At 62.4% G+C, this 24,582-nt stretch carries 21 protein-coding genes; 12 read left to right on the forward strand and 9 right to left on the reverse strand.

The annotated features are described in order from the left end of the window. Positions 1-24 precede the first annotated feature (24 nt). Positions 25-1,212, reverse strand: a complete 1,188-nt coding sequence (locus ACZ9EJ_RS08385; protein WP_046640385.1) for a GGDEF domain-containing protein — start codon at positions 1,210-1,212, stop codon at positions 25-27. Between the two features lie 265 nt (positions 1,213-1,477). Between ACZ9EJ_RS08385 and tyrS the strand changes: the two genes are divergently transcribed. Continuing rightward, the gene (gene tyrS / locus ACZ9EJ_RS08390) at positions 1,478-2,731 is read left to right on the forward strand and encodes a tyrosine--tRNA ligase (RefSeq protein ID WP_046640337.1); all 1,254 of its coding nucleotides are present in this window, start codon (positions 1,478-1,480) and stop codon (positions 2,729-2,731) included. Between the two features lie 49 nt (positions 2,732-2,780). Here the strand turns inward: tyrS and ACZ9EJ_RS08395 are convergent, their stop codons facing one another. After that, positions 2,781-6,182, reverse strand: a complete 3,402-nt coding sequence (locus tag ACZ9EJ_RS08395) for a YhdP family protein (RefSeq protein ID WP_046640338.1) — start codon at positions 6,180-6,182, stop codon at positions 2,781-2,783. Between the two features lie 127 nt (positions 6,183-6,309). Here ACZ9EJ_RS08395 and ACZ9EJ_RS08400 point away from each other — a divergent pair, with 127 nt between their 5' ends. The 5 genes from ACZ9EJ_RS08400 to ACZ9EJ_RS08420 all read left to right on the forward strand — a co-directional run bounded on the left by ACZ9EJ_RS08400 (position 6,310) and on the right by ACZ9EJ_RS08420 (position 11,210). Beyond that, entirely contained in the window at positions 6,310-6,777 is a 468-nt protein-coding gene (locus ACZ9EJ_RS08400; protein WP_046640339.1) for a peroxiredoxin, read from the forward strand. A gap of 15 nt (positions 6,778-6,792) precedes the next feature. Further along, positions 6,793-7,620, forward strand: a complete 828-nt coding sequence (locus ACZ9EJ_RS08405; RefSeq protein ID WP_046640340.1) for a ferritin-like domain-containing protein — start codon at positions 6,793-6,795, stop codon at positions 7,618-7,620. Between the two features lie 93 nt (positions 7,621-7,713). Beyond that, entirely contained in the window at positions 7,714-9,027 is a 1,314-nt protein-coding gene (locus tag ACZ9EJ_RS08410) for a M23 family metallopeptidase (RefSeq protein WP_046640341.1), read from the forward strand. 209 nt (positions 9,028-9,236) lie between these two features. Next, positions 9,237-10,790, forward strand: coding sequence for a DEAD/DEAH box helicase (locus tag ACZ9EJ_RS08415; RefSeq protein WP_046626571.1), 1,554 nt, complete (start codon positions 9,237-9,239; stop codon positions 10,788-10,790). A 6-nt stretch (positions 10,791-10,796) separates the two neighbouring features. Beyond that, positions 10,797-11,210: an NUDIX domain-containing protein gene (locus tag ACZ9EJ_RS08420; protein ID WP_046640342.1), complete on the forward strand. Its 414-nt coding sequence runs from the start codon at positions 10,797-10,799 to the stop codon at positions 11,208-11,210. Between the two features lie 182 nt (positions 11,211-11,392). Here ACZ9EJ_RS08420 and ACZ9EJ_RS08425 read toward each other — a convergent pair whose 3' ends face one another. The 7 genes from ACZ9EJ_RS08425 to ACZ9EJ_RS08455 are packed head-to-tail and all read right to left on the reverse strand — an operon-like array spanning position 11,393 to position 17,130. After that, positions 11,393-11,719: a TfoX/Sxy family protein gene (locus ACZ9EJ_RS08425; protein WP_046640343.1), complete on the reverse strand. Its 327-nt coding sequence runs from the start codon at positions 11,717-11,719 to the stop codon at positions 11,393-11,395. A 4-nt stretch (positions 11,720-11,723) separates the two neighbouring features. Continuing rightward, positions 11,724-13,358 carry an NTP transferase domain-containing protein gene (locus ACZ9EJ_RS08430; protein ID WP_046640344.1) on the reverse strand — a complete coding sequence of 545 codons (1,635 nt, stop codon included), beginning with the start codon at positions 13,356-13,358 and terminating at the stop codon, positions 11,724-11,726. 4 nt (positions 13,359-13,362) lie between these two features. Continuing rightward, positions 13,363-14,058, reverse strand: coding sequence for an XdhC family protein (locus ACZ9EJ_RS08435; protein ID WP_046640345.1), 696 nt, complete (start codon positions 14,056-14,058; stop codon positions 13,363-13,365). Continuing rightward, positions 14,058-14,384, reverse strand: coding sequence for an XdhC family protein (locus ACZ9EJ_RS08440; protein ID WP_046626581.1), 327 nt, complete (start codon positions 14,382-14,384; stop codon positions 14,058-14,060). Before ACZ9EJ_RS08440 ends, ACZ9EJ_RS08435 begins: the two co-directional genes overlap by 1 nt. Beyond that, positions 14,381-15,646, reverse strand: a complete 1,266-nt coding sequence (locus ACZ9EJ_RS08445) for a vWA domain-containing protein (protein ID WP_046626843.1) — start codon at positions 15,644-15,646, stop codon at positions 14,381-14,383. Before ACZ9EJ_RS08445 ends, ACZ9EJ_RS08440 begins: the two co-directional genes overlap by 4 nt. A 29-nt stretch (positions 15,647-15,675) precedes the next feature. Beyond that, positions 15,676-16,605, reverse strand: a complete 930-nt coding sequence (locus ACZ9EJ_RS08450) for an AAA family ATPase (RefSeq protein WP_046626583.1) — start codon at positions 16,603-16,605, stop codon at positions 15,676-15,678. Between the two features lie 24 nt (positions 16,606-16,629). Further along, complete coding sequence (locus tag ACZ9EJ_RS08455) at positions 16,630-17,130, reverse strand: flavin reductase (protein WP_046626584.1); 501 nt, start codon at positions 17,128-17,130, stop codon at positions 16,630-16,632. 172 nt (positions 17,131-17,302) lie between these two features. Between ACZ9EJ_RS08455 and ACZ9EJ_RS08460 the strand changes: the two genes are divergently transcribed. The 6 genes from ACZ9EJ_RS08460 (at position 17,303) to ACZ9EJ_RS08485 (ending at position 24,560) form a co-directional block, all read left to right on the forward strand. Next, positions 17,303-18,376 (forward strand): branched-chain amino acid ABC transporter substrate-binding protein, encoded by a 1,074-nt coding sequence (locus tag ACZ9EJ_RS08460; RefSeq protein WP_046640346.1) that lies wholly within the window; start codon positions 17,303-17,305, stop codon positions 18,374-18,376. Positions 18,377-18,436: 60 nt separating this feature from the next. Beyond that, positions 18,437-19,126, forward strand: a complete 690-nt coding sequence (gene rpe, locus ACZ9EJ_RS08465; protein ID WP_046640347.1) for a ribulose-phosphate 3-epimerase — start codon at positions 18,437-18,439, stop codon at positions 19,124-19,126. Beyond that, complete coding sequence (locus tag ACZ9EJ_RS08470) at positions 19,123-19,860, forward strand: DUF2259 domain-containing protein (protein WP_052764587.1); 738 nt, start codon at positions 19,123-19,125, stop codon at positions 19,858-19,860. Before rpe ends, ACZ9EJ_RS08470 begins: the two co-directional genes overlap by 4 nt. A gap of 85 nt (positions 19,861-19,945) precedes the next feature. Continuing rightward, entirely contained in the window at positions 19,946-21,253 is a 1,308-nt protein-coding gene (purB, locus tag ACZ9EJ_RS08475; protein WP_046626590.1) for an adenylosuccinate lyase, read from the forward strand. Between the two features lie 31 nt (positions 21,254-21,284). Beyond that, positions 21,285-21,839, forward strand: coding sequence for an RBBP9/YdeN family alpha/beta hydrolase (locus ACZ9EJ_RS08480; protein ID WP_046626592.1), 555 nt, complete (start codon positions 21,285-21,287; stop codon positions 21,837-21,839). A gap of 126 nt (positions 21,840-21,965) precedes the next feature. Beyond that, entirely contained in the window at positions 21,966-24,560 is a 2,595-nt protein-coding gene (locus tag ACZ9EJ_RS08485) for a sensor domain-containing protein (protein WP_052764588.1), read from the forward strand. The last annotated feature ends 22 nt before the right edge of the window (positions 24,561-24,582 follow it).

The raw sequence follows: 24,582 nt of genomic DNA on the forward strand, positions 1-24,582 counted from the left end.
GAACGGCCGCTTCGGCGGCCGTTTTCATTTGACGGCTTTGATCGATTTCGGCTCTGGAGAGCCGATGTGCCGCGCCTGCCTGACACGATTGCGGCCGGAGCGCTTGGCTTCGTAGAGAGCGGCATCGGCGTCCCGCATCGTCCCCGCAAGATCGCCGCCTGGCGCAAGCTCCGCGACACCGAAACTCGCGGTCACCGCGAAGGAGGGAGCAAGCCCAGCGACGGCCATCTCCATCGTCCCGGCCCTGAGCGCCTGCGCAGATATCGTCGCCATGTCGAGCGTCGTGCTCGGCAGGAAAATCGCGAATTCCTCGCCGCCGATACGGCCGACCACGGCATTCTTGGCAGCGCTTGCCCGCAAGAGATCGCCGAAGGCCTGGATCACCAGGTCACCCACGTGGTGGCCGTAGGTATCGTTGATGCGTTTGAAATGATCGAGATCGCAAATGATAACCGCGTGCGCGACCCTTGGCGCCAGCGCCATCGCGGCCTTCACGCCATTCTCGAACCCGCGGCGATTGGCGAGACCGGAAAGTGCATCCTTTTCCGAATTGCTGCGCTCGTCCGCCATGATCTCCAGGACGAGAACCGACAGCAGCGTCAATCCGACCGCCACCATCAGCACGGCCGTCGAGCTTTGCGAGATCAGCGCGTAATTGGTGCCGATATAATCCTTGGCGGTCGTGCCCGCCCCGGCAATCACCGCAAGGCTTGCCTTGGCGAAGAAATGCAGGCCGGTCGCCAGCAGCAGGTAACCAAGCGCCCGGTCGATCGCCAGGCGGCGGTTCGATGAAAAGACGGCCGCCGCACTCGAAAGGAGCACCAGGGCAAACGGTGTCTGGTAGGAAAAGGCATGCGCAGCCGTTCCGCGCGGCAGGTCGTAGATCAGCAGGTCGAGAGCGATGCCCGCCACCAGGAAACAGCCCGCCCAGACGGGCGCGACCTTCCGGCCGTAGAGAGCGCCGACACCGACCCTGAGCAAGGTCATGCCGGCGAGCACCGATGCAAAGGCGCAGATTGCCCAGAACTTCGTGAGATACGCATAGGCGACCATCAGTTCGCAGACTGCCGAGAGCGAGGCGACGGTAAAAGCGGCGGCAAACCAGAGCGCGGCCGTCCGCGAGCGGCTGCGTGTGGAAACCACAACGAAAACCGCACCGAAGCATATGGCGATGATAAAATTCACCGCGAGGAAAAAGGCAGCCCCGTTCATCAGCCCCATCAAGCAGGAGACCTGCAAACCACCCGGTTACCGTGTCCGGGCCGGATGTTAAAAGCGCACGAAACAAGAAACCGTTAATGCATAAACTGCCTTTTCGCACTCATTATTGCGTCGCGGGAACTGCATGGTCCCTTGCTGGCCGCCGTCCATTCGGGGCGCTGATCACACCCAACATCACTTTTGAAGTGATTACCGGCAAAAACAGTGCTAGAGGCGCGGCCACATATCCCAAAACCCACCCTGCCAGAGTTAGATCATGTCCAGGTTCAAGTCCGATTTCCTCCGCACGCTCGACGAGCGCGGTTTCATCCACCAGGTCTCCGACGAGACCGGTCTCGACGAACTGTTTTCGAAGGAAATCGTCACCGGCTATATCGGCTTCGACCCAACGGCGCCGAGCCTGCACGCCGGCAGCCTGATCCAGATCATGATGCTGCACTGGATGCAGAAGACCGGCCACCGGCCGATCTCGCTGATGGGCGGCGGCACCGGCATGGTCGGCGACCCATCGTTCAAGGACGAAGCCCGCCAGCTGATGACCATCGACACGATCGAAGGCAATATCGCTTCGATCAAGCGCGTCTTCTCGAACTATCTCGCTTATGGCGAAGGGCCGAGGCAAGCGCTGATGATCAACAATGCCGACTGGCTGCGCGGTCTCAACTACCTCGAATTCCTGCGCGACGTCGGCCGGCATTTCTCGGTCAACCGGATGCTGTCGTTCGAAAGCGTCAAGACGCGCCTCGATCGCGAGCAGTCGCTGTCCTTCCTGGAATTCAACTACATGATCCTCCAGGCCTATGATTTCGTGGAACTGGCCAAGCGGACCGGCTGCCGGCTGCAGATGGGCGGCTCGGACCAGTGGGGCAATATCGTCAACGGCATCGACCTCGGTCACCGCATGGGGACGCAGCAGCTTTTCGCGCTGACTTCGCCGCTCCTGACCACGTCCTCCGGCGCCAAGATGGGCAAGTCGGCGACGGGCGCCATCTGGCTCAACCCGGACATGCTGTCGGCCTATGATTTCTGGCAGTACTGGCGCAACACCGAGGATGCCGACGTGCCGCGCTTCCTGAAACTCTACACGACCCTGCCGATGGACGAGATCGCAAGGCTTTCGGCGCTCGGCGGTTCGGAGATCAACGAGGTCAAGAAGATCCTTGCAACCGAAGTCACGGCCATGCTCCACGGTCGCCCCGCGGCGGAACAAGCGGCAGAGACCGCCCGCAAGACATTCGAGGAAGGCGGTCTTTCCGATAACCTGCCGTCTGTCGAGGTTCCCACCGCCGATCTCGAAGCCGGGATCGGCCTCCTGTCGCTGATCGTGCGCGCCGGCCTTGCCGGTTCGAACGGCGAAGCGCGCCGTCACGTCCAGGGCGGCGCCGTGCGCATCAACGACCAGGCCGTCAGCGACGAACGCCTGACCATCGGCACCGGCGAAATCACCGGCGACGGCGTGATCAAGCTCTCGCTCGGCAAGAAGAAGCACATCCTGGTGCGCCCGGCTTGAACCACGCTCCTTGGCAATGACTTGAAATGGGCCGCTTTCGCGGCCCTTTTTACTGGAATTCAAAGATCTGGCGGAAAATCCCGGGCGCGATCAGCGACAGCGGGTTGACGGTCAGCCTCGGTTTTTCGAACGGACCTTCGAGCTTGAAGGTGATGCCGAGCAGGCCGCGATCGCGGCCATTGCCGAGAATGGCGCCGATCAGCGGCAGCTCGCCGAAAAGACGGTTCAGGCCGTAAGCGGGCATGAACGTCCCGGTCATGTCCATATTGCCCTTGGCATCGCGCACCATGCCCTGGAAGGTCGCACCGATCTGCTCGCCGCGCACCACGCCGTTTTCTATGGCGAACGCGCCATTCCGATAAAGCAGGCTTGCAAAACCGCGCTGGAATTTTGCCGAATTGACGTCGATGTTCTTTTTCGTGGCCGTACTCAGGGTGCGGCCCTCCTGGTCAGGCGTCGCGACGAGAGACTGGAGCTTGGCTTCGTTGACCAGCGCGAAATTGCGCAGGTCGATGGCACCGGTCCAGGCATCGCCCTGCGCCTTCAGCCGCAGGTTCAGGAGCCCGCCGCGCATGTTGTCGTAGAGGTTCATGAAGCGGATGATAGCGCCCGCGTCGCCGCTGGTGATCGAGATCGTTTCGCCTGCATTCATCTCGCTGACGACCGCCTGCCCGCTTTCCGTCGAGCCGGAAAAATCGGCCGTCGAGATATTGCCGCCGCGGCTTGAAAACAGGAACGCCACATTCGAAAGGGTCTGGTCGTTGAAGCCGATCATGCGGTCGAGCTTGCCGCGCACGGTGGCGTTGCTCGTATCGTCGCCACCCCGCTTGGCGGCGCTGCCGCTCTTTCCGCCTCCGCGTATCTTGGTGACGACAGGCCGCATATCGACGACCGAGCCGCTGATCGAGACGTCGAAATTGCCCTTGGCGCGCTTGACGCTCACCGCATAATTGTCGGAAGGCGAGAGCTGCATATGCGAGAAGTCCGCGGACGTCAGGCTCCCGCCATTAAGCACGAAGCTGCCGCGCGCACCAAAACCGTCGCCGGAGAGCTCGAAATTGCGAATGTCGGCACGCTCACCCGTGTCGGACAGCTCGAATTGCGCCTTGGCCGGAATGCCGCCGCCCTTGGTCCAGCCCAGCCACGGAACGGAAAGAGTGGCCCGGCTGAGATCGAGCAGGACCGCCTGACGGGTTTCGTCGATCCGCGTCAACTGCGCCGTCACCGTCCCATCAATGACATCGGAGAGACCGGGAGCGAGTTTTTCTCGCTGATCGTTGTTGAGAACGGTCTTGATGATCCGCTCGCGCTTTGTCGGAGAGCCCGGCCCCACCGGTTCGACCAGAGTGATATCGGCCGGCACATCATCGATCTTCCCTTTGGCGTTGAGCCGTGCGGTCAGGTTGTCGATGTCGAGCGTGCCATCCAGATCGCCGATCTTGCGACCGGAAAACTGCGGGCCGAGATTGATGTCGTCGAGAGCGACATGGGCGCTCCAGGTGGGCTTCGGCGGGTTGTGCGCCAGGATCAGCCCCATATGGGCCTTGAGATCGACGCGCGCATGGCCGGTAAAATCCTCCGGCTTGAACTCGGTCCCCTTCAACGCATTGATCGGCCGGAAATTCGCAAGCTCGGTCAGCGCGTCGGCGGGTCCCACGATCTTGAGCGAAAGGTCCGCCATCAAAGGCTTGGCATAGGTGGACGGTATAGAGAACCGGCCGCCTTCGACGGCGACGAACCGGCCGGACGGGAAGAAAGATGACGCGCGCGCGACATCCACCTGCATCACCTCGCCCTTCAGATCGAAGCGGCCGTCGATATCGCGCAGCGGGGGCACGTCGCCGGGAAGATTGATCCGGGCATTGGCGAGATCGAAGCCGATCTGCAACTCGTTCTTGTCGAGTTCCATCGGAATGCCTGGCCCCTTCATCCGGCCGGCCGGAATGAAAACGGCGATCGAACCGTTGGTAATGGTGCCGCCGAACATATTGTCCATCACCCAGTCGCGCGGTTTCCGCGCCATCCAGAACGGCCAGAGCTGCTTGACCCCGGTCACTTCCATATGCGGCAGTTGCGCCCCGAAACTGATCTCGGGAGACTGGTTTCCGAACCGTACCTTCAGGGAGCCGGCCATGCGGCCGAGGGGGCTGGAAACCCCCATTTCATCGAACTGAAGCTCGCGATCCGCCGACAGGTAACGCCCGTTCGCCTTGAGATCGAAGCGCGCCGGCTGTTCGCTTGTCGTGGCACCGACGGCTGTCGCCCCGCTGATCAGAACGTCGAGACCGAAACCGGGACGCTTGTCGTCCGGATTGAGCCTGTCGAGATCGATTATCGCGCCTGTGAACGGCAGGATGGTCGGGCCGAAACGGGCCTCGGATTTCAGCAGCTCGATCGAATTCTTCGAAAAGTCGTAGGCCACATTGATATTGGCGCCGCTCAGGGTCTGCTGGATGCCGTCGAAATAGAAATGACCGGGCGACTGGCGTAGCGTCGCAGTGATCACCGGCTTTACGGCCTCGCGGGAGCGAACCGCTGCAAGATCGAGATCGAGAGATCCCTCGATTCCTTCGCGCGGCTGACCGTCCTCGGTTCGCTGCAGCATGAAAGACGTCACCTCGAGGCCGGTCAGCTTGGCCGAGAGTGACGACGTGACCCCTTCGATGGTCTTCGACGCAGCAACGAGAACGGCTTTGCGGCCGTTGAGGCTGATCGCGCCGTTGATCTCGACCTCTCCTTCGGCGCTGCGCGTCAGTTCTAGATCGTCGACGACCAGCACGATCGGCTTGCGTCCAGGCGCTGCCGGCAGCAGGATTTCGATGCCGGCGATGCTGACGGAGCCCGTCCCGGTTCGCTCGATGAGCGCGCGAGCTTCGTCGAGGCGCTGGAAAATCTCTTCGAGCAGCGCTGGCATGGCGTCGATGCGGACTTCCGAGATCGGCAACGGATCGCCGGAGGGCAATTGCGCGGTGTCGAGACGGATATGTTCCGCTTCCATATGTTTGATCGACACACGGCCGCCGAGAAGCGCCAGCGGATCGACCGCCATGCGCATGGCGCCGGCGCGGCTCAGATGTTGGCCGGTCGCCTGTTCGACGATATCGACGTCACGCGCCTCCAGCGCAAGGCGCAATCTCGAATCGAAGCGAATGGCTGTAGCGCCGACAGTGGCCACATAGCGTGGACCGATGGCGTTGTTGATCGCGCTCTGGGCGCGCGAGGAAAGCGCGCTGTCGACCATGCCGCCCTCGATCGCGAAAACGGCGCTGCCGACCGCAAGAACCACCAGCAAAAGGAAAAGCAGCACCGTCTTGCCGATTCGCCTGCCCCGCCGGCTTGGCAGCGGGCAGTGCACGATGATCGGATCCTCGACCTGCGCGGAGGGTAATTCATGCAGCGGAACGAGTTCTTTCCGGCTGAAACTGACCCTTTCTCCGCGAATTTCCGACATCAGGTTGAGAACTCATCTTTCTGCATTCGCATTGGTGCCGGGCGCAACGGCTCTGGACGTCGCCGGGGCGACTATATACCGATTGCGGCGAATATCACTCAAGATACCGGCGAAAGAAAGGAAATCCATGGGCGACCTGACCATTGGCGACATCGCACCGGACTTCGAACTGCCGCGGGATGGCGGCGGCACCGTTTCCCTCAAGACGTTTTCGGGAAAACCCGTCGTCCTCTACTTCTATCCGAAGGACGACACGGAGGCCTGCACCAAGGAGGCAATCTCGTTTACCGGCCTCTTGCCGGAATTCGAAAAGGCGGGCGCGCCGGTCATCGGCGTCTCGCCTGACAGCGTCAAGAAGCATGACAAGTTCGCCAAGAAGCATGGCCTTTCGGTCATCCTCGCGGCCGACGAAGACACCGCCCTTGCCAATCTCTACGGCGTCTGGAAGGAGAAGAGCATGTATGGCCGCACCTATATGGGCGTGGAGCGCACGACCTTCCTGATCGGCGCGGACGGGCGCATCGCCCGGATCTGGCCGAAGGTGAAGGTGGCAGGCCATGCCGAGGAGGTGCTCGAAAGCCTCAAGGCGCTATAGGCAGGAGACAAATCGATGGTGGGCGAGTTTTCGATCACGTCGCTGAGGGGCGGCGCAACGGCGGCAATCCTGTCGGCCGATCTCGATATCAAGACGCGGCTGGCGCAGGAGACTGCAACCCGGTGGTTCGAGCGGCGGCTGTCGCTCCGCTCTCCACTCGATCCCCCCCTGCCCGAGCGGCCCGGCCGGCCGGCAAAACCCGAGCTGGTGCCCCCCAAGGCGGTCGGCAAACGCTCGCTGCACACCGTCAACGGCCGTATCGCGACCCTGCATGCGATCGCCCATATCGAGCTCAATGCCGTCGACCTCGCACTCGACATCGTTGCCCGGTTTGCTACCGAGCCGGTGCCGAATTCCTTCTTCGACGGATGGATGCAGGTGGCTTTCGAGGAGGCGAAACATTTCCGGATGGTGCGAGCCCGGCTCAACGACATGGGCGCCGACTATGGCGACATGCCCGCCCATGACGGCCTCTGGCAGGCGGCCCATTCCACCCGCAACGACCTCACCGCCCGCCTCGCCGTCGTACCGCTCATTCTCGAAGCCCGCGGGCTCGACGTAACGCCGTCGCTGCAGGCGAAGATGCGGGAGACCGGCGATCTCGAAAGTGCGGCGGTTCTCGACGTGATCTACAATGACGAGAAGGGCCATGTGGCGATCGGTGCGAAATGGTTCCGCTTTCTGTGCGCCCGCGAGCGCAAGGATCCGGCGGCGACGTTCCAGCAGCTGGTGCGCGCCAATTTCCGCGGATCGCTCAAGGCGCCGTTCAACGATATCGCACGGGCCGAGGCGGGCCTGACGCCGTCATTCTACCGGTCGCTGACCTCCACTAGCTACGCCTGAATGCCCGAAATTAAAGCGTTCGTTAACCATATCCATGTGTAATCCCACCAATGGGAACAGCGGCCGGACGAGTCGCATCTCCGGGAGATCCGCGTGGCGAAGGGAACCGAAAACCGGGTGTTTGGGAAGCGGGCGCCTCAGCACGTTCTCATTTTCGCCAGCGGTGAAAAGATCCGCCACATGACCATCCGGCCCTGGATGGCCGCGTTGACCTTCTGCTTTCTCGGCGTTTTCGCGATCGGCTATCTGGGGGCCACCTCCTATCTGGTGATCCGCGACGACCTGATCGGCGCGACCATGGCGCGGCAGGCTCGCATGCAGCACGATTACGAGGATCGGATCGCCGCGCTGCGCGCCCAGCTCGACCGCATCACCTCGCGCCAGCTCCTCGACCAGCAGGTGGTCGAGCAGAAGGTCGAGAAGCTGCTGGAACAGCAGAACGCCCTCTTTTCGCGCCACGGCAAGCTTGGTTCCCTTCTGAACCGCGCCGAGGAGTCCGGCCTCACGACGCCGGAAACACCGGCACCGACCGCACTTCAGCCGCCCGCCAGGGAACGCCAGGCTTCGCTTTCCGGTGGTAGCGGCGGCGTCAAGGCGATCGAGAAACTCCTTTCCGGCGAAACCAGCGGCACGCCGCTCCAGACGTCGCCCGCGCTTGGTTATGCGCCGTTGCGCGAAAACATCGCCGACAGGGCCGATCGGGTCTTCTCCAGAGTGACGCTGTCGCTGAAGAACATCGAGACGGAACAGCTTGCCAAGATCGCCAACCTGACGACAGACGCCTCGGAAACCGCCGACGCGATCGCCGCAATCCTGAAGCGAACCGGCGTCGAGGTGGCATCGGCAGACAGGGTGACGGAAGATGCCGCCAACGGCGTTGGCGGCCCCTATGTCGCGCCGCAAGCCAATATCGGCGCCTTCGATGCCTCGCTCGACGAACTCGATGCCGCACTCAGCCGGCTGGAAGCCGTGCGCGAGACCGCGCGCGACCTGCCTTTCGGCAATCCTGCACCCGGCCGTGCGGTCACCAGCCGCTACGGCAACCGCATCGATCCCTTCCTCGGCCGGCTTGCGCTGCATGCGGGCATCGATTTCCAGGCCTCGACCGGCGACGACGTGAAAAGCACCGGCGCCGGCAAGGTGGTTTCGGCCAGCTTCGCCAGCGGTTACGGCAACATGGTCGAGATCGACCATGGCCAGGGCATCACCACGCGCTACGGCCATATGTCGAAAATCCTGGTGAAGGAAGGCGACGAAGTGGCCACCGGGGACGTGATCGGCAAAGCAGGCTCGACCGGCCGCTCCACCGGCCCGCACGTCCATTACGAAGTCCGCCGCGACGGCGATCCCATCGATCCCGTCCATTTCCTCAATGCCGGGATGAAGCTCACGACCTATCTCAATTGAGCCGGGCTTTCGGCAAGAAAGCAATTCTTGGCCGCCGGAACGATAGCCGGCTTGGCCCGCGAGTATCTTCATTCACCAATCCGGCGGCCAATCGCCTTGCTTTCCTTGACTTTTGGACATTTTGGTCCTATGTCGCGGGCCAGTGTCGAGCAGCCATGCGTCGACTCCCATAGTGTTCGTACAGAACCGGAACGGAAACAGAATTCCCTTTGACCACATTTGCTGATCTTGGCCTGAGCCAGAAAGTCCTCTCCGCTGTCACAGACGCGGGTTATACGATCCCCACGCCCATCCAGGCAGGGGCGATCCCGCATGCCCTGCAGCGCCGCGATATCTGCGGCATCGCGCAGACCGGCACGGGCAAGACGGCCTCCTTCGTTCTCCCGATGCTGACGCTTCTGGAAAAAGGCCGCGCCCGCGCCCGCATGCCGCGCACGCTGATCCTCGAGCCGACCCGCGAACTCGCCGCCCAGGTCGCCGAGAACTTCGAAAAATACGGCAAGAACCACAAGCTCAACGTCGCACTTTTGATCGGCGGCGTGTCCTTCGACGACCAGGACCGCAAGCTGGAACGTGGCGCCGACGTCCTGATCTGCACGCCCGGCCGCCTGCTCGACCACTGCGAGCGCGGCAAGCTGCTGATGACCGGCGTCGAAATCCTCGTCATCGACGAGGCCGACCGCATGCTCGACATGGGCTTCATCCCGGATATCGAGCGGATCGCCAAGATGATCCCCTTCACCCGGCAGACGCTGTTCTTCTCGGCCACAATGCCGCCGGAGATCCAGAAGCTCGCCGACCGCTTCCTGCAGAACCCGGAACGGATCGAAGTCGCGAAACCTTCGTCGACCGCCAAGACCGTGACGCAGCGCCTCGTCGCTTCCCACAACAAGGACTATGAGAAGCGCGCCGTGCTGCGCGATCTGATCAAGGCCCAGGACGACCTGAAGAACGCGATCATCTTCTGCAATCGCAAGGTCGACGTCGCCGATCTTTTCCGTTCGCTCGAGCGGCATGGCTTCTCGGTCGGCGCGCTGCATGGCGACATGGACCAGCGTTCGCGCACGACGATGCTGCAGAATTTCCGCGACGGCAATATCCAGCTGCTGGTCGCCTCCGACGTCGCCGCGCGCGGCCTCGATCTGCCGGATGTCGGCCATGTCTTCAACTTCGACGTACCGATCCATGCGGAGGACTATGTCCACCGCATCGGCCGGACGGGACGTGCCGGCCGCTCTGGTCGCGCGTTTACCCTCGTCACCCGCTCCGACACCAAATATCTCGACGCCATCGAGAAACTCATCAACGAGAAGATCGAATGGCTGAACGGCGACATTTCCGCGCTTCCGGCGCCGATGGAAAGCCATGAGAGCGACCGCGGTGGCCGCAAGGGCCGCGATCGTGATAAGGAGCGCGGCCGCGGCAGACGAAGTGATTCGGGACGTGGCGAGACTGGGCGCGGTGCTTCGAGTCACAAGGCTGACACGAAGATCGAAGATAATCCGATTGAAGCAGTCGAAGAGGTATTTGTGGAAGCTAGGGTGGAAACCGTGAAACCGGAACGCAAGGCAGACAGGAAGCCGCAGAACAACGGTGGCAACCGCAATTCGCGGCCGACGCCTGCACCGGCACCCGCAAACGACGACAATCGCGAGCGTCGCCAGCGTTACCACCGCGACCATGACGACGGCCCGACCCCGGTCGGCTTCGGCGACGACATTCCGGCTTTCATGCTGATCGTCGCAAACGCCGCCAAGGCTTAAACTTCCGTGGCAAGACCCGGCATTGATTTCCCCGGCGTCGGCGCCGGGCTGGTCATCCTGCGCGACGACGGCAAGGTTCTGCTTTGCCGTCGCCTGAAAGCGCCGGAAGCGGGCTTCTGGAACATTGTCGGCGGCAAGGTCGATCCGATGGAACCTTCCTCGGAAGCTGCCCGCCGCGAAGCTGAGGAAGAAACCGGCCTCACCATCGGCAAGGTCGATTTTCTCTGTGTGGCCGAAGAGATCATCGAGGCCGACAGACAGCACTGGGTGTCGCTGATCTACGTCACCAGGGATTTCACCGGCGAACCTTCGCTCACGGAGCCTGACAAGCTGTCGGACATCGGCTGGTTCGACCCTAACGACCCGCCTCTCCCGCTTTCACCGTTTTCCGCCAAGGCGTTCGCACATCTTTCAAAATGAACTCGAACGAAAGCCGCTCCGGAAAACCGAAGCGGCCGACTTGATGAAATCATTTTGACAGAATTTCCGGACGCGACCCTGGTCGAGAGATTCGGCAGCCCACGCCCCTCAATACAAGACGAACGTACGCGCTTCGCATTCTGTCCAGCAAGATGCGAAATCTAGCACTCGGGGATCCAGGTTCAGGATTTCGAGTTGGCACGCACGGCCGCGTCGAATGCGAGCCGCACCCATTTGCGCATCTCGTCGGGATCGTCGAAGGCGTCTTCCGGCACCGACCAATACGGCATCAGCACCGGCTTTCCCTTCTTTCCCTCATAAAACCATTGCCTGGCGCCGGCCGCTTCGAAGTCCGGTGCGCTCACAGCATCCACCTTCAGCATGATCTCGCCGCGCAGATCGATCGCGACGATCAAACCATCGTGATAGATGCCCTTGCCGCCGAACATGCGGCGTATGGAAACCGGACCGAGCCCCTCGAACATGTCTTCTATGTCGGAGTTGTCCATTCGCCTACCTTTTCAAAATCCCGCCGGCGGCGGTCACCGCCTCGGGTGTATCGACATCCAAATGCGCGGCAGGCCCTATGTCCACGTCGATCACCGAAAGTCCGGAGTTCTCGATGATCGCACGGGCTCCGACATCGCCTTCCAGCCGCAATACGGCATCATAGGCAATTCGCGGGAGAATGATCGGGTTGCCGCGTTTTCCGTCCGAGACCGAACGGACCACAACACCGCCACCGGCCTGCCGGAAGGCGGCGATCAGCATGTTCAGATGATCCGTCGTGACGCCCGGCATGTCGGCCAGCATGACCAGGATGCCGTCCTTCTGGGCCAGTTCCGGACTTGAGAAACCGGCAACCAGCGAACTTGCCATGCCGGAAAAATAGTCCGGATTGAAGTGAGACCTGATATCGAGGCCGGCCAGCGCCATCTCGATCTCGTCGCGCCGATGACCGGTTATGGCAATGACAGGCGAAGCCTGCGACGCGAGCAATATCCCGGCGGTGCGGCGGACGAGCGGAATGCCGTCGAACTCGGCGAGCAGCTTGTGCGGCCCGTCCTTGCCCATGCGCCGCGCCTGGCCGGCGGCAAGCATCAGGGCACCGACCGATAGGGTCGCCGCCTTTTCCGCCGTGGCATCACGCGGGCGCGGGCGGGTCGGAATCTCCATCAACAATCCGCCGACGCCCATGCCGGTGATATCGAAGGAGGTCGGCGTCTCGCCGGCCATCAGCCGGTTCAGCACCCAGTCGAAACCGTTTTCCTTCGGCGAACGGGCGCAGCCCGGCGCACCCAGCACCGGGACCTTGCCGATCCGCCCGAGAACGAGAAGATTACCGGGGTCGACGGGCATGCCGACCTGATCCACCTCGCCGCCCGCGCGGCGGATGGCGGCCGGAATGACGTCATCCGGATCGGCCACCGCCGAGGCGCCGAACACTATAATCATAGCCGGCTCATTAATTTCCTCCCGTCGAAGCTGTTGAAGAACCTCGGTAAGGCGTTCGGCGGAATGGGGAATGCGGATCTCTTTCATTAGCCGACTACCGGACGGCGCAAGCCTCTGCTCCAGCAGCTTCGCGGTCCGATCCATAACCGACACTTTCAGCGAAGGAAGCTCGGTCGCGACCAGCGTCACCGCACGGGGACTGAAGGCCTTTACCTCGAAAGCGACCGATTCTGACAGCAGCGCCACCGCCTCAGCGACCTTCACACCGCCGACCGCGAGCGGGATGATCTTGACAGTCGCCACCATGTCGCCGGCGCGCACCGCCACATGGTCGGCAAGACAGGCGAGCGTGATCGCCGGATCGATACGGTTCAGCGCGTCCACCACCCTCCTGTCGGCGACAAAAAGTCCATCGACCCTGGCATAGATGTTGACGCGGCCGGTCGCCGCCTCCGAGAAACGCAGATTGTCCGGCGTGATCGCCTCGGCGATCGCCTGGGCCGCCTCGTCCTCCAGCATGTCGCCGGGTTCGAGCCTGACCCCAACGACGGATGCGACGCCTTCTTCCGAAAGCCGGGCTATATCCTCCCGCGACAGAAGTTGTCCCTTCGACATGCGCCCGGCGGCCAGTCTGATACTGTGCGCCAGCACGACGCCTTCCGCTTCGCCGAGTTCGAACGTCCCGTATCTCATGATGTCACCCTGCAGTGACAAGATCGCGCCGGCGGAACGCCTGGACGATCTGTGCCAGCGTGGCGAGCGCGATTTCGGCAGGGCTCGCGGCACCGATATCCAAACCGATCGGCGCGGCGATGCGGCCGATCTCGTTGTCGGTGCGGCCCATTTCCTTCAGCCGCTCCACACGCTTCGCATGGGTTTTCCGGCTGCCGAGCGCGCCGACGTAGAAGCAGCCGACCCGCAGCGCTTCGGAGAGCGGGAAATCGTCGATCTTCGGATCATGGGTGACGGCCGCCAGTGCCGTGTAGGCGTCGAGCGGATGGTCCTTCAACACGTCTTCCGGCCAGTCGGCGATCAGCTCGACGCCCTCAAAACGTTCTTCCGTCGCAAAAGCCGTGCGCGGATCGATGATCGTCAGGTCATATCCGGCGACCGGGGCCAGCCGGGCGAGCGCCTGGCTGATATGCACCGCGCCGATCACCACGATGCGCGGCGGCGGCAGATGAACGTTGAGGAACAGCGACCGGCCTTCGACCTCGACCGTCCCCGCCTTGCCGCTCCGAAACGCTTTTGCGGTTTCCTCCCCGAGCAAACCCGATACGCGTTCGCCCTCCAGAATTACCTGCACCTGATCGTTGGCGAGATTGGTTACAATAACGGCAGCCCTGCGGGAACGCCTGGCGGCATTGAGCTTCGTCAGTACCTCGAGCTGCATCAGCCGAGCCTTTCCACATAAACCCGGATCCGGCCGCCGCAGGACAGGCCCACCCGCCAAGCGGTCTCGTCAGCAACGCCGAATTCCAGCATTTTCGGCGCCCCACTCTCGATGACGTCTAGCGCCTCCGTGATGACCGCGCCTTCGACGCAGCCGCCAGAGACGGAGCCTTCGAAATTGCCTTCACCATCGATGACGAGATGGCTGCCGGTCGGGCGTGGCGCCGAGCCCCAGGTTTCGATCACCGTTGCGATCGCCACCTCGCGGCCGGCCTGCTTCCAGCTTTCGGCGGTCAGCAACGGGTCCAGAATTTCGCAAACAGTCATGCGCCCCTCCTCATGTCCAAATAGCGCCGCGGGTCCGCGGTCTTTGTATGGTCATCCGACAATGCCATCGCCAAATCGGCCAGCGACTGTAGGTTATGAACGGCGCGAAACTCGTCCACATGCGGCAGCATGGCACGCACGCCACGTGCCCGTGCCTCGAAACCGTCGAAGCGCAAAAGCGGGTTCAACCAGATCAGGCGTCGGCAGGAACGGTGCAGCCTGTCCATTTCCCGTTCCAGTTCCTCGACCCCTTCCCGCTCGAGGCCGTCGGTGATCAACAGCACGACGGCGCCCTGCCCCAGCACGCGGCGGGACCAGAGCCGGTTGAACTCGGCAAGCGTCGCACCGATCCGGGTTCCGCCGGACCAGTCGCGCACCGCATCGGTGCAACCCGACAGCGCTTCGTCCGGATCGCGGCGGCGCATCTGGCGGGTGACATTGGTCAGCCGAGTGCCGAACAGGAAGGTGTGCACCCGGGTGCGCTTTTCGGTCAGCGCATGCAGGAAATGCAGGAAGATGCGGGTGTACTGGCTCATCGAGCCGGAAATATCGGCAAGCACGACCAGCGGCGGCGGCGCGGTCTTTCGCTCGCGGAACCGTGGCAGGATGAGATCGCCGCCGCTCTTCATCGCATGGCGCATGGTCGCGCGTGGATCGATCCTCGGCGGGCGGTTGGACGAACGGAACCGACGTGTCACCACCTTGTCCAGCGGCAGGGCAAGCTTGACCAGTTGGCGCCGGGCTTCCGCCAGTTCGGCCGCGCTCATCTGGGCGAAATCCATGCGCTTGAGGATTTCGCCGGCAGAGGTCGTGAAGCGGGAGTCCACTTCGATCTCCGGCGGCTTGCTGCGGTTTGGGGTCTCCGGCTGGTCGGCGGTCAGCGCCTCGCTGACACGGGTGGCGCCGGCCTTCTGCTTTTCCCGTTCGCGATTGTCGGCGGCCTTCGGCGACATCATCGCGATCATCTTGCCGACCAGATCGCGGGAACGCCAGAACAGGCGAAATGCCTCGTCGAAGACAGGCTGGTCCTCGTGGCGCCTGACGAAGACGGCTGACAGCGCCGCGTGGAATTCCTCGCGCGAGCCGATGCCGATCGCGTCGACCGCGGCAATCGCATCGGCGGCAGCGGCAGGCCCGGTCTTCAACCCGGCACGGCGCAGAACGCGGGAAAAATAGACGAGATTGTCCGCGAGCCGGCCATCATCGCCAGATCTTCCTGAACCGAACCCACCAGCACCGGCGGGAAGCGGAGGGACTATCATTCCGTCGTCGCCCAAGCCAGCCATGGCCCCTATCCCGCTGCCAGAAGTTCGGCCTTCACTTCGGAAAGCACCCGTTCGCCCTCTCCGCCTTTGATGCGGGCGATATCGTCCTGATATTTCAAGAGCGTGCCGAGCGTATCGGCGATCGTTTCCGGATCGAGGGCGATCCGGTCGAGTTCGGTCAGCGCCGTCGCCCAGTCGATGGTTTCGGCAACGCCGGGGTTCTTGAAGAGATCGACTGTCCGGAGCTTCTGCACATAGGCGACTACCTGCCGCGACAGGGTTTCGGAGCATTGCGGCACCTTGCGGCGGATGATCTCCAGTTCCTGGGCCGCATCCGGATAATCGACCCAGTGATACAGGCAGCGCCGCTTGAGTGCGTCGTGGATCTCACGGGTGCGGTTGGTGGTGATGATGGCGATCGGCGGCTCAGCGGCCTTGATCGTGCCGAGTTCCGGGATCGTCACCTGGAAGTCGGACAGCACTTCCAGGAGGAAGGCTTCAAAGGCTTCGTCGGTGCGGTCGAGTTCGTCGATCAGGAAGACCGGCGCCGGGCTGCCCGGCTGGCCGAGCGCCTGCAGCACCGGCCGGCGGATCAGGTGGCGTTCGGAAAACAGATCCGCCTCGATGCGCGTGCGATCCTTGACGCCCGATGCTTCCGAAAGCCGTATGTCCAGCATCTGCGCCGGATAGTTCCATTCGTAGACCGCCGAGGAGATATCGAGGCCCTCGTAACACTGCAGCCGGATCAGCGGCCGGTTCAGGGCCTTGGCCAGCGTCTTGGCGATCTCGGTCTTGCCGACGCCGGCTTCGCCTTCGAGGAAGAGCGGGCGTTTCATCTTCAGCGCCAGGAAGATCACCGTGCCGAGCGAGCGTCCGGCTAGATAATCCTCGGCACCCAAAAGCGCGATCGTCTCGTCGATCGAGGTCGGTAAAGCGCTCGTTTTTCCTTCAGGCATGATCACACCCTTTCAAACGGCATCCTATAAGCTACGAAAGCCGCGATCCAGATAGATGAGCGAGGGATTCGCCTCGCCGAAATGCATGGCCTTCACCTCGCCGAACATGACGAAATGGGTCGAAACCCGTTTTATGTCGGTCAACCGGCAATCGAAGCTGACGACGGCATCGGCCAGTACGGGAGCACCGGTCACCAGCGTCTTCCAATCTCCGAGCGCAAACCGCTCCTCGGCGGGAATGCCGCTCAGGCCCGCGAATCCCGTCGCCAGCGCCTGATGATGCGCCGCCAGCGAATTCAAGGCAAAGACGCCGCTCTTCTCGAAGATGGCATTGCTCGCGTTGCTGCCGTTCAGGCAGACGAGCACGGTCGGCGGGTTGTCCGAAACCGAGCAGGCTGCCGTCACCGTCACACCGCGCCGGACGTTTTCGAATTCCGTTGTTACAACCTGGACGTGGCCAGCATATCGTGCCATGCCGTTCCGATAGTGGACGGGGTCGAGGAGAGGCTGGTCCGTCAAAGGCATCTCTTGAAAGGCAGGGGGACTGCTGTCAGTCCCGCATTACTCTTCGAGATATGGTGGCAAAAACCCTTGATGTCCACCGGAGTTGCGGCTTTTTACTTCGACAAGCCGATTCTCTTTGACGGCTGCGATCAGAAAGCTAAATGTCGCTTCAAGAAAGAATCCCAGGAAAAACATGACAGCACGACGTTTCATCATCGCCGGACTGCTGGCTTCGTTTCTCGGATGCGGATCGGCACCGGCGGCAGTAATCGGGGTGGTCGCGCCGCGCTCCGGCCCATACGCACCGCTCGGCACTCAGGTCTTTCAGGGCGCACGCGCCGCAGCGGAGGCCGGCGGCGACACCATCGTCGAGATCGATGAGAGCTGCGATGAAAACGGCGGCGCTGCCGCCGCCAGGAGCCTGACGAGCGCGAAGGTGTCCGCCGCTATCGGTTTCCTCTGCGTCGAGACGCTCTCCACCGCATTGCCGCAGCTGAAGGCCGCACAGATTCCGGCCATTACCGTCTCGGTGCGCTCGAAGATCCTGATGGAGGACACGCTGCGCAACGGCTGGCCCTTCTTCCGCATGGCGCCAGCCGAAGGTGACGAGGCGGAGAAATTGTCCGAAACCATCCTCAGCATCTGGAAGGCCGAGCCGATCGCGCTGGTCGAGGACGGCACGATCTACGGCCGCGAACTCGCCAGCGCCATCCGTCAGCGCCTCGAACCGATGGGCATCACGCCGATCTTTACCGACACGTTCCGACCCGGCCAGGAGCAGCAGGTGGCACTGGTGCGCCGTCTCGCCAAGGCGGGCGCAAGCCATGTATTCGTCGGCGGCGACCGCAACGACATGGCGATCATCGCCCGCGACGGTGCCTCCGAAAACTTTCCCCTCACCTTGCTCGGTGGCGACAACTTGCGTGCGGCCAACCGTCCGGTGCCGCTGCGCGAAGGCGTCCTGGCCGTCGCCCTCCCGGATTATGCCAGCCTGCCCTCCGCGGCAGCGGCCGTCGCAGCCCTGCGCGCGAAAAATATCGACGCGGACGGTTATCTGCTGCCGGCCTATGCCGCGACCGAACTTGTTCACCAGGCGGTGACCGCGGCGGCAGGCCAGGCCCTGGCACAGACGATCGGCAGCCGCTCCTTCAATACCGTGATCGGCCCGATCGCCTTCGATCGCGGTCATGAACTGAAGGACAATCCGTTCCGCCTGCTCGAATGGCGTGGATCCACGTTCATCCTGTCGCGTCCGGCGACAGACTGACGATTGTTCCGCCCACGCCGCAATGTTAGAGGGACCGTCGACAACGGAGACTTTCGCCCCATGACGCTCGCCACCCCCCTGCCGATCCGTATCGCCCCCTCCATTCTCGCCGCCGATTTTTCGAAGCTCGGCCAGGAAGTTCGCGACGCCGTCGAAGCGGGAGCCGAATGGGTCCATCTCGACGTGATGGACGGGCATTTCGTGCCGAACATCTCGTTCGGTCCCGACGTCATCAAGTCGCTGCGACCTTACACCACCGCCTTTTTCGACTGCCACCTGATGATCTCGCCGGCCGATCCTTACCTCGAAGCCTTCGCCAAGGCCGGATGCGACGGCATTACCGTGCATGTCGAGGCCGGGCCGCACCTGCACCGCTCGCTTCAGACGATACGCTCGCTCGGTAAGAAGGTCGGCGTCACGCTCAACCCGGCAACGCCGCTCTCGGCGATCGAAAACGTGCTGGACGATATCGACCTGATCCTGATCATGAGCGTCAATCCGGGCTTCGGCGGCCAGAAGTTCATTCCCGCGATGACCGACAAGATCCGCGCGGCCAAGGCGATGATCGGCAGCCGGCCGATCGAGCTGGAAGTCGATGGCGGCATTACCGCCGACACGATCGGTGCGGCAACCGCTGCGGGCGCCAATGTCTTCGTTGCAGGATCTGCGGTTTACAAAGGCGAAGGAATCGCGGCCTATCGTGAGAACATCGCGCGGCTGAAAGCTGCGGCGGAGGACGGACGCAGATGATATCAGCCTTGCGATCTTCGGTTCCGGTATTTGCGGCGATGTTATTCGCCGGTTCCACATCCGCGGCCGATATCGCAAGCGTCCGCCCGATCGGCTTTTCCGCCGACGGCGCGGTTTTCGCCTTCGAGGAATACGGCATCCAGGACGGATCCGGCTTCCCCTACGCCAATATCTACGCGCTCGACCTCAACAAGGATACCTACCTGCCGGGAACGCCGTACCGCGTGCGGCTGGAAGAGGATGGAGCGACGATCGCCAAGGCCCGCTGGCAGGTGCACAATCAGGCGGATGGGATGATCGAAACCCACGAGCTCGCCAATCATCCGGGTGAACTCGTCGCTTTCAACCCGATCACCGAGATCGGTAACAACCCCCATCAGCTTCGCTATCGCAGCGTTCCGGCCGTACCGCCGGTCGGAGAAGCCAATACGCTCGTCCTCGACGAGGTCCCGCAACCGCTCGGACCGCAATGCGAAGGCATAGTCGAAAAGACGGTCTCCCTGCGCCTTCGCTTTACCGAACGGAACGGGAAACCTGTCAACGACGTGGTTCACGAAGACCAGAGAATTCCGGCCTCCCGCGGCTGCGTCACCGGTTACCGGCTCGCTGGTGTCGTGAGCGGCTCGTCGCTCGAAGGCGTTCCGGTGGAGGTCGCGCTCATCATGGTCCTCAGCGCCGGTTTCGAGGGCCAGAACGGACGCTGGATCGCCGTTCCCGTGAAGACCGCGCCCTAATCCTCTTTGATTGCCTCAAAAACTTGAGCTTGGCCGCGCTTCTTGCTAAAGCGCAGCCGACACTCGTGAAGGAAACGACAAGCCCATGATCCCCCGTTACTCGCGGCCCGAAATGGTCGCCATCTGGTCGCCCGAAACCAAGTTCCGCATCTGGTTCGAGATCGAGGCTCATGCCTGCGATGCTCTTGCGGCGATCGGCGTGATCCCGAAGTCGGCAGCGGAGACGATCTGGGCGAAGGGTGGCTCGGCCACGTTCGACGTTGCCCGTATCGACGAGATCGAAGCCGTCACCAAACACGACGTCATCGCCTTCCTCACCCATCTCGCCGAATTCGTCGGCCCGGACAGCCGCTTCATCCACCAGGGCATGACCTCGTCCGACGTGCTCGACACCTGTTTCAGCGTCCAGCTGGTGCGCGCCACCGATCTGCTCGTCGCCGATATCGACAAGCTGCTCGAAGCGCTGAAGCGTCGCGCCTTCGAGCACAAGGATACGGTCACGATCGGCCGCAGCCACGGCATCCACGCGGAGCCGACAACGTTCGGCGTCAAGCTCGCCCAGGCCTATGCGGAATTCGACCGCAACAAAACCCGGCTGCTCGAAGCTCGCGACGAGATCGCCACCTGCGCGATTTCCGGGGCCGTCGGCACCTTCGCCAACATCGACCCCCGTGTCGAGGAACACGTCGCCGCCGCCCTTGGCCTGAAGCCGGAACCGGTCTCGACCCAGGTCATTCCGCGCGACCGTCACGCCATGTATTTCGCGATATTGGGCGTGATCGCCTCGTCGATCGAGCGGCTGTCGATCGAGGTCCGCCACCTGCAGCGCACCGAAGTCCTCGAAGCGGAAGAGTTTTTCTCGCCGGGCCAGAAGGGCTCGTCGGCGATGCCGCACAAGCGCAATCCGGTTTTGACCGAAAACCTGACGGGCCTTGCCCGCATGGTGCGCTCCTACGCATTGCCGGCCATGGAGAACGTCGCGCTCTGGCACGAGCGGGACATTTCCCACTCCTCGGTCGAGCGCATGATCGGCCCGGACGCGACGGTAACGCTCGATTTCGCCCTGGCCCGCATGACCAGCGTGATCGACAAGCTGCTCGTCTACCCCGAGAACATGATGAAGAACATGAACAAGTTCCGTGGGCTTGTTCACTCGCAGCGGGTGCTGCTTGCCCTTACGCAAGCCGGCGTCTCCCGCGAGGACGCCTATCGCCTCGTCCAGCGCAACGCGATGAGGGTCTGGGAAGAAGGCAAGGATTTTCTCGAGGAGCTGCTGGCGGACCAGGAAGTCCGGGCCGCACTGTCCGAAGAGGACCTGCGCGAAAAATTCGACCTCGGCTATCACACCAAACACGTGGACACGATCTTCCGCCGGGTCTTCGGCGAGGCTTGATCTTGCCCCTCTGCGAACACAGATAGGCGCCATGAAGGCATCCGAAGCAGATATATTGATCGTCCCCGGCTACACCAATTCCGGGCCCCATCACTGGCAGACCCGTTGGGAGCAGAAGCTGACGACGGCCCGCCGGGTGGAGCAGGAAGAATGGTCGAAGCCGGTGCGCGAGGACTGGGTCACACGTGTCGCCGAAGAGGTGAACCGTGCGACGCGGCCGGTCGTCATCGTCGCCCATTCGCTCGGCATCCCGACCGTCGTTCACGCCGTGCCGCTGTTCACGAAACCGGTGGCCGGCGCCTTCTTCGTGGCCCCGCCGGAAGTGGACAATCCGTCCATCCGGCCCAAACACCTGCAGACCTTCGGCCCCTACCCGCGTGATCCGCTTCCCTTCCCGTCGCTGACGGTCGCGAGCCGCAACGATCCGTTCGGCTCCTACGAACATGCGGACGACATCGCTTCCGCCTGGGGTTCGATGCTGGTCGATGCCGGTGAAGCCGGCCACATCAACCAGGATTCCGGCCATGGGCCGTGGCCGGAAGGCACAATGGTCTTCGCTCAGTTCCTCAGTCGTCTCAAGCCTTGAAAATACGGCGGAATCCCGGCTGGCCCATAATTTTCGGGTGCGTTAATTCGAACAGCATTTTTAAGCTGGACTTAATTGACACTTGCTAAGGTGCGCGTTCGTTTTCTAGCGAGCCAGGCTGCGCCGATGCCGTTAAATGTTCTCTCACGCCTATTGGACTCCGGCCCCGGAGACGAGATCGGCGTTCTTGAGACGATATTTCAGGCAGATCCTTTCCCGATTGCCATCATCGATCATGCCGCCGTGCTGCTTTTTGCAAACAGCACATTCAAACGCGAATGGCTTTTTGGCGAAGGCCGGCTACCGACTACCCTGTCAGCCCTCCTGCATTCCGACGACCAGGCCAAGGTCCCTCGGGCGATCCAGGGCCTGAACATCGATTCCCCAACGGAACACCTGGAACTGCGCATCGTAAGCCCGACCGGTTCTCAGCGATGGGTGTTGGCGACCGTCATACCGCTCAGCAAAAATTTCAAAGGCGAGTGCCTGTTTGCTGTCCACCTGACGGATATCACCGACCAAAAGCGGCAGTTCGAAGAACTTGCCGAACGCGAAAGTCGCTGGGACAACGCGCTGGTCAGCTCCGTCTCAGGCGTCTGGGACCATAACTACGCGACCGGCCAGAAATATTATTCGCCGGTGTGGCGGCAGATCCGGGGAATGTCGCCGGACGACCCGCTGGCCGCCAGCACGGAGGAATGGCTCAAGCTTGTCCACCCGGACGACCATGCGCGTGTCATCCATGCCATGGAGCGGCAGAATGCCGGGGATCCGGCCTACGCCGTCTTCGATTATCGCGAACGCCACAAGCAGGGGCATTGGGTCTGGATCGAATGCCGGGGCGCCTGCGTCGAATGGGACGCGAACGGCAAGGCGACCCGCGTGGTCGGCACGGACACGGACATCACCGCACGCAAGGCCGCGGAAGAAAAGACCGCCCAGATGTCGCGGCGGCTCGACATGGCGCTCGAAATATCCGGCATCGGCGTCTACGAATCCGACTTCTCCACCGGCGAGGTTGAATGGGACGAACGGATGTTCCGGATCTACGGACTGGAAAAGAGCGAGGAAGTGAAGATCGGCGGGCTCTGGGAGAGCTTCCTGCACCCGGACGATGCCGCACGCGTTCAGGCAAACGTCTCCGCCCATATCGATGAGGGCAAACGTTTCTCGGACCAATACCGCGTGATACTGCGGGACGGCTCCGAACGCGTCGTGCGCACCCGCACCATGTCTTTCATCGACGGTAACGGTCACCAGAAGATGGTTGGCGCCAACTGGGACGTCACGGCCGATGTGACGCTTCACCGGGAACTGGAACGGGCAAAGACCCTTGCCGAGGCGCGCAACCGCGAACTCGAAGCCGCCCGCAGCAGCATCGAGCACAATGCGATGCACGACTACCTGACCGATCTTCCAAACCGGCGTTACCTGGACGAGATGCTGGACCGCGTGGGCGCGGAATGTGCCCGCGACAGACACGGTATCGCGATCCTCCATATCGACCTCGACCGCTTCAAGCAGATCAACGACACGCTCGGCCACAGTGCCGGCGACATGATGCTGAAACATGCGGCGAAAGTCCTCAAAGGCACGATCCGTAAGGGCGATTTCGTCGCCCGTATCGGCGGCGACGAATTCGTCATCCTGTCGAAATTCGAAGGATCGCCGCGCAAGCTCTCGCATCTGGCCGATAGGATCATCAAGGAGTTGCGCAAGCCGGTATCCTATGAGGGCCACGATTGCCGTTTCGGCGCCAGCATCGGCATCGCCTGCCATACGGGAGCGGAGGTCGATGCGCGCCAGCTTCTCCTGAATGCCGATATCGCGCTCTACCGCGCCAAGAATCGCGGCCGTAACCGGCATGAGTTCTTCTCCGCCGACACCCAGAACGAAATCATCAGCACCAAGCGCATTTCGGACGAGATCCTTCTTGCTCTCGAGCGCGACGAGTTCATTCCGTATTATCAGCTGCAGTTCGACGCGCAGACGCTGGAGATCGCCGGCGTGGAAACGCTGGCGCGGTGGATGCACCCGGAGCGTGGCGTCCTGTCTCCCGACAAATTCCTCGAAATGGCCGAGGACCTCGACGTCGTCTCGGTGATCGACGGGATTATCCTCGACAAGGCGCTTGCCGATTTCCGCGATTGGCGCGCCCACGGCCTTTCGATCCCGAAGCTCTCGGTCAACGTTTCCTACCGTCGGCTGCACGACGCCTCGCTGTCGCGCAAGCTCAAGAAGCTCAGGATCGAGCCGGGCACGGTATCCTTCGAGCTGCTGGAATCGATCTTCCTCGACAATTGCGATGACGATGTCCTGAAGAACCTGGCACGCATCCGGAAGCTCGGCATCGAGATCGAGATAGACGATTTCGGCACCGGTCATGCCTCGATCATCAGCCTCCTGCGGCTCAATCCGCGTGCGCTGAAGATCGATCGCGAACTCGTCCGCCTGGTCTCGCAGTCGCAAAAGCAACGGAAGATGGTCGGATCGATCATCGAGATCGGCAAATCGCTGAATATCGAGGTTGTCGCAGAAGGCGTCGAGACCACCGAGCAGATCCGCATCCTGCGCGATCTTGGCTGCGACATCCTCCAGGGTTATGCGCTCGCAAGGCCGATGCCGCGCGGTAGCATTCCGGATTTCATACTTTGCGGCCGTTGGCGTTCCGGCGAAAGCCCGCCACCCGAGAACCGCAAGCGGCACCCCTCCGGCAGCTGAGAACCCGCTTCGAGGGCATAAA

This window comes from Neorhizobium sp. USDA 3394, from assembly GCF_056280385.1.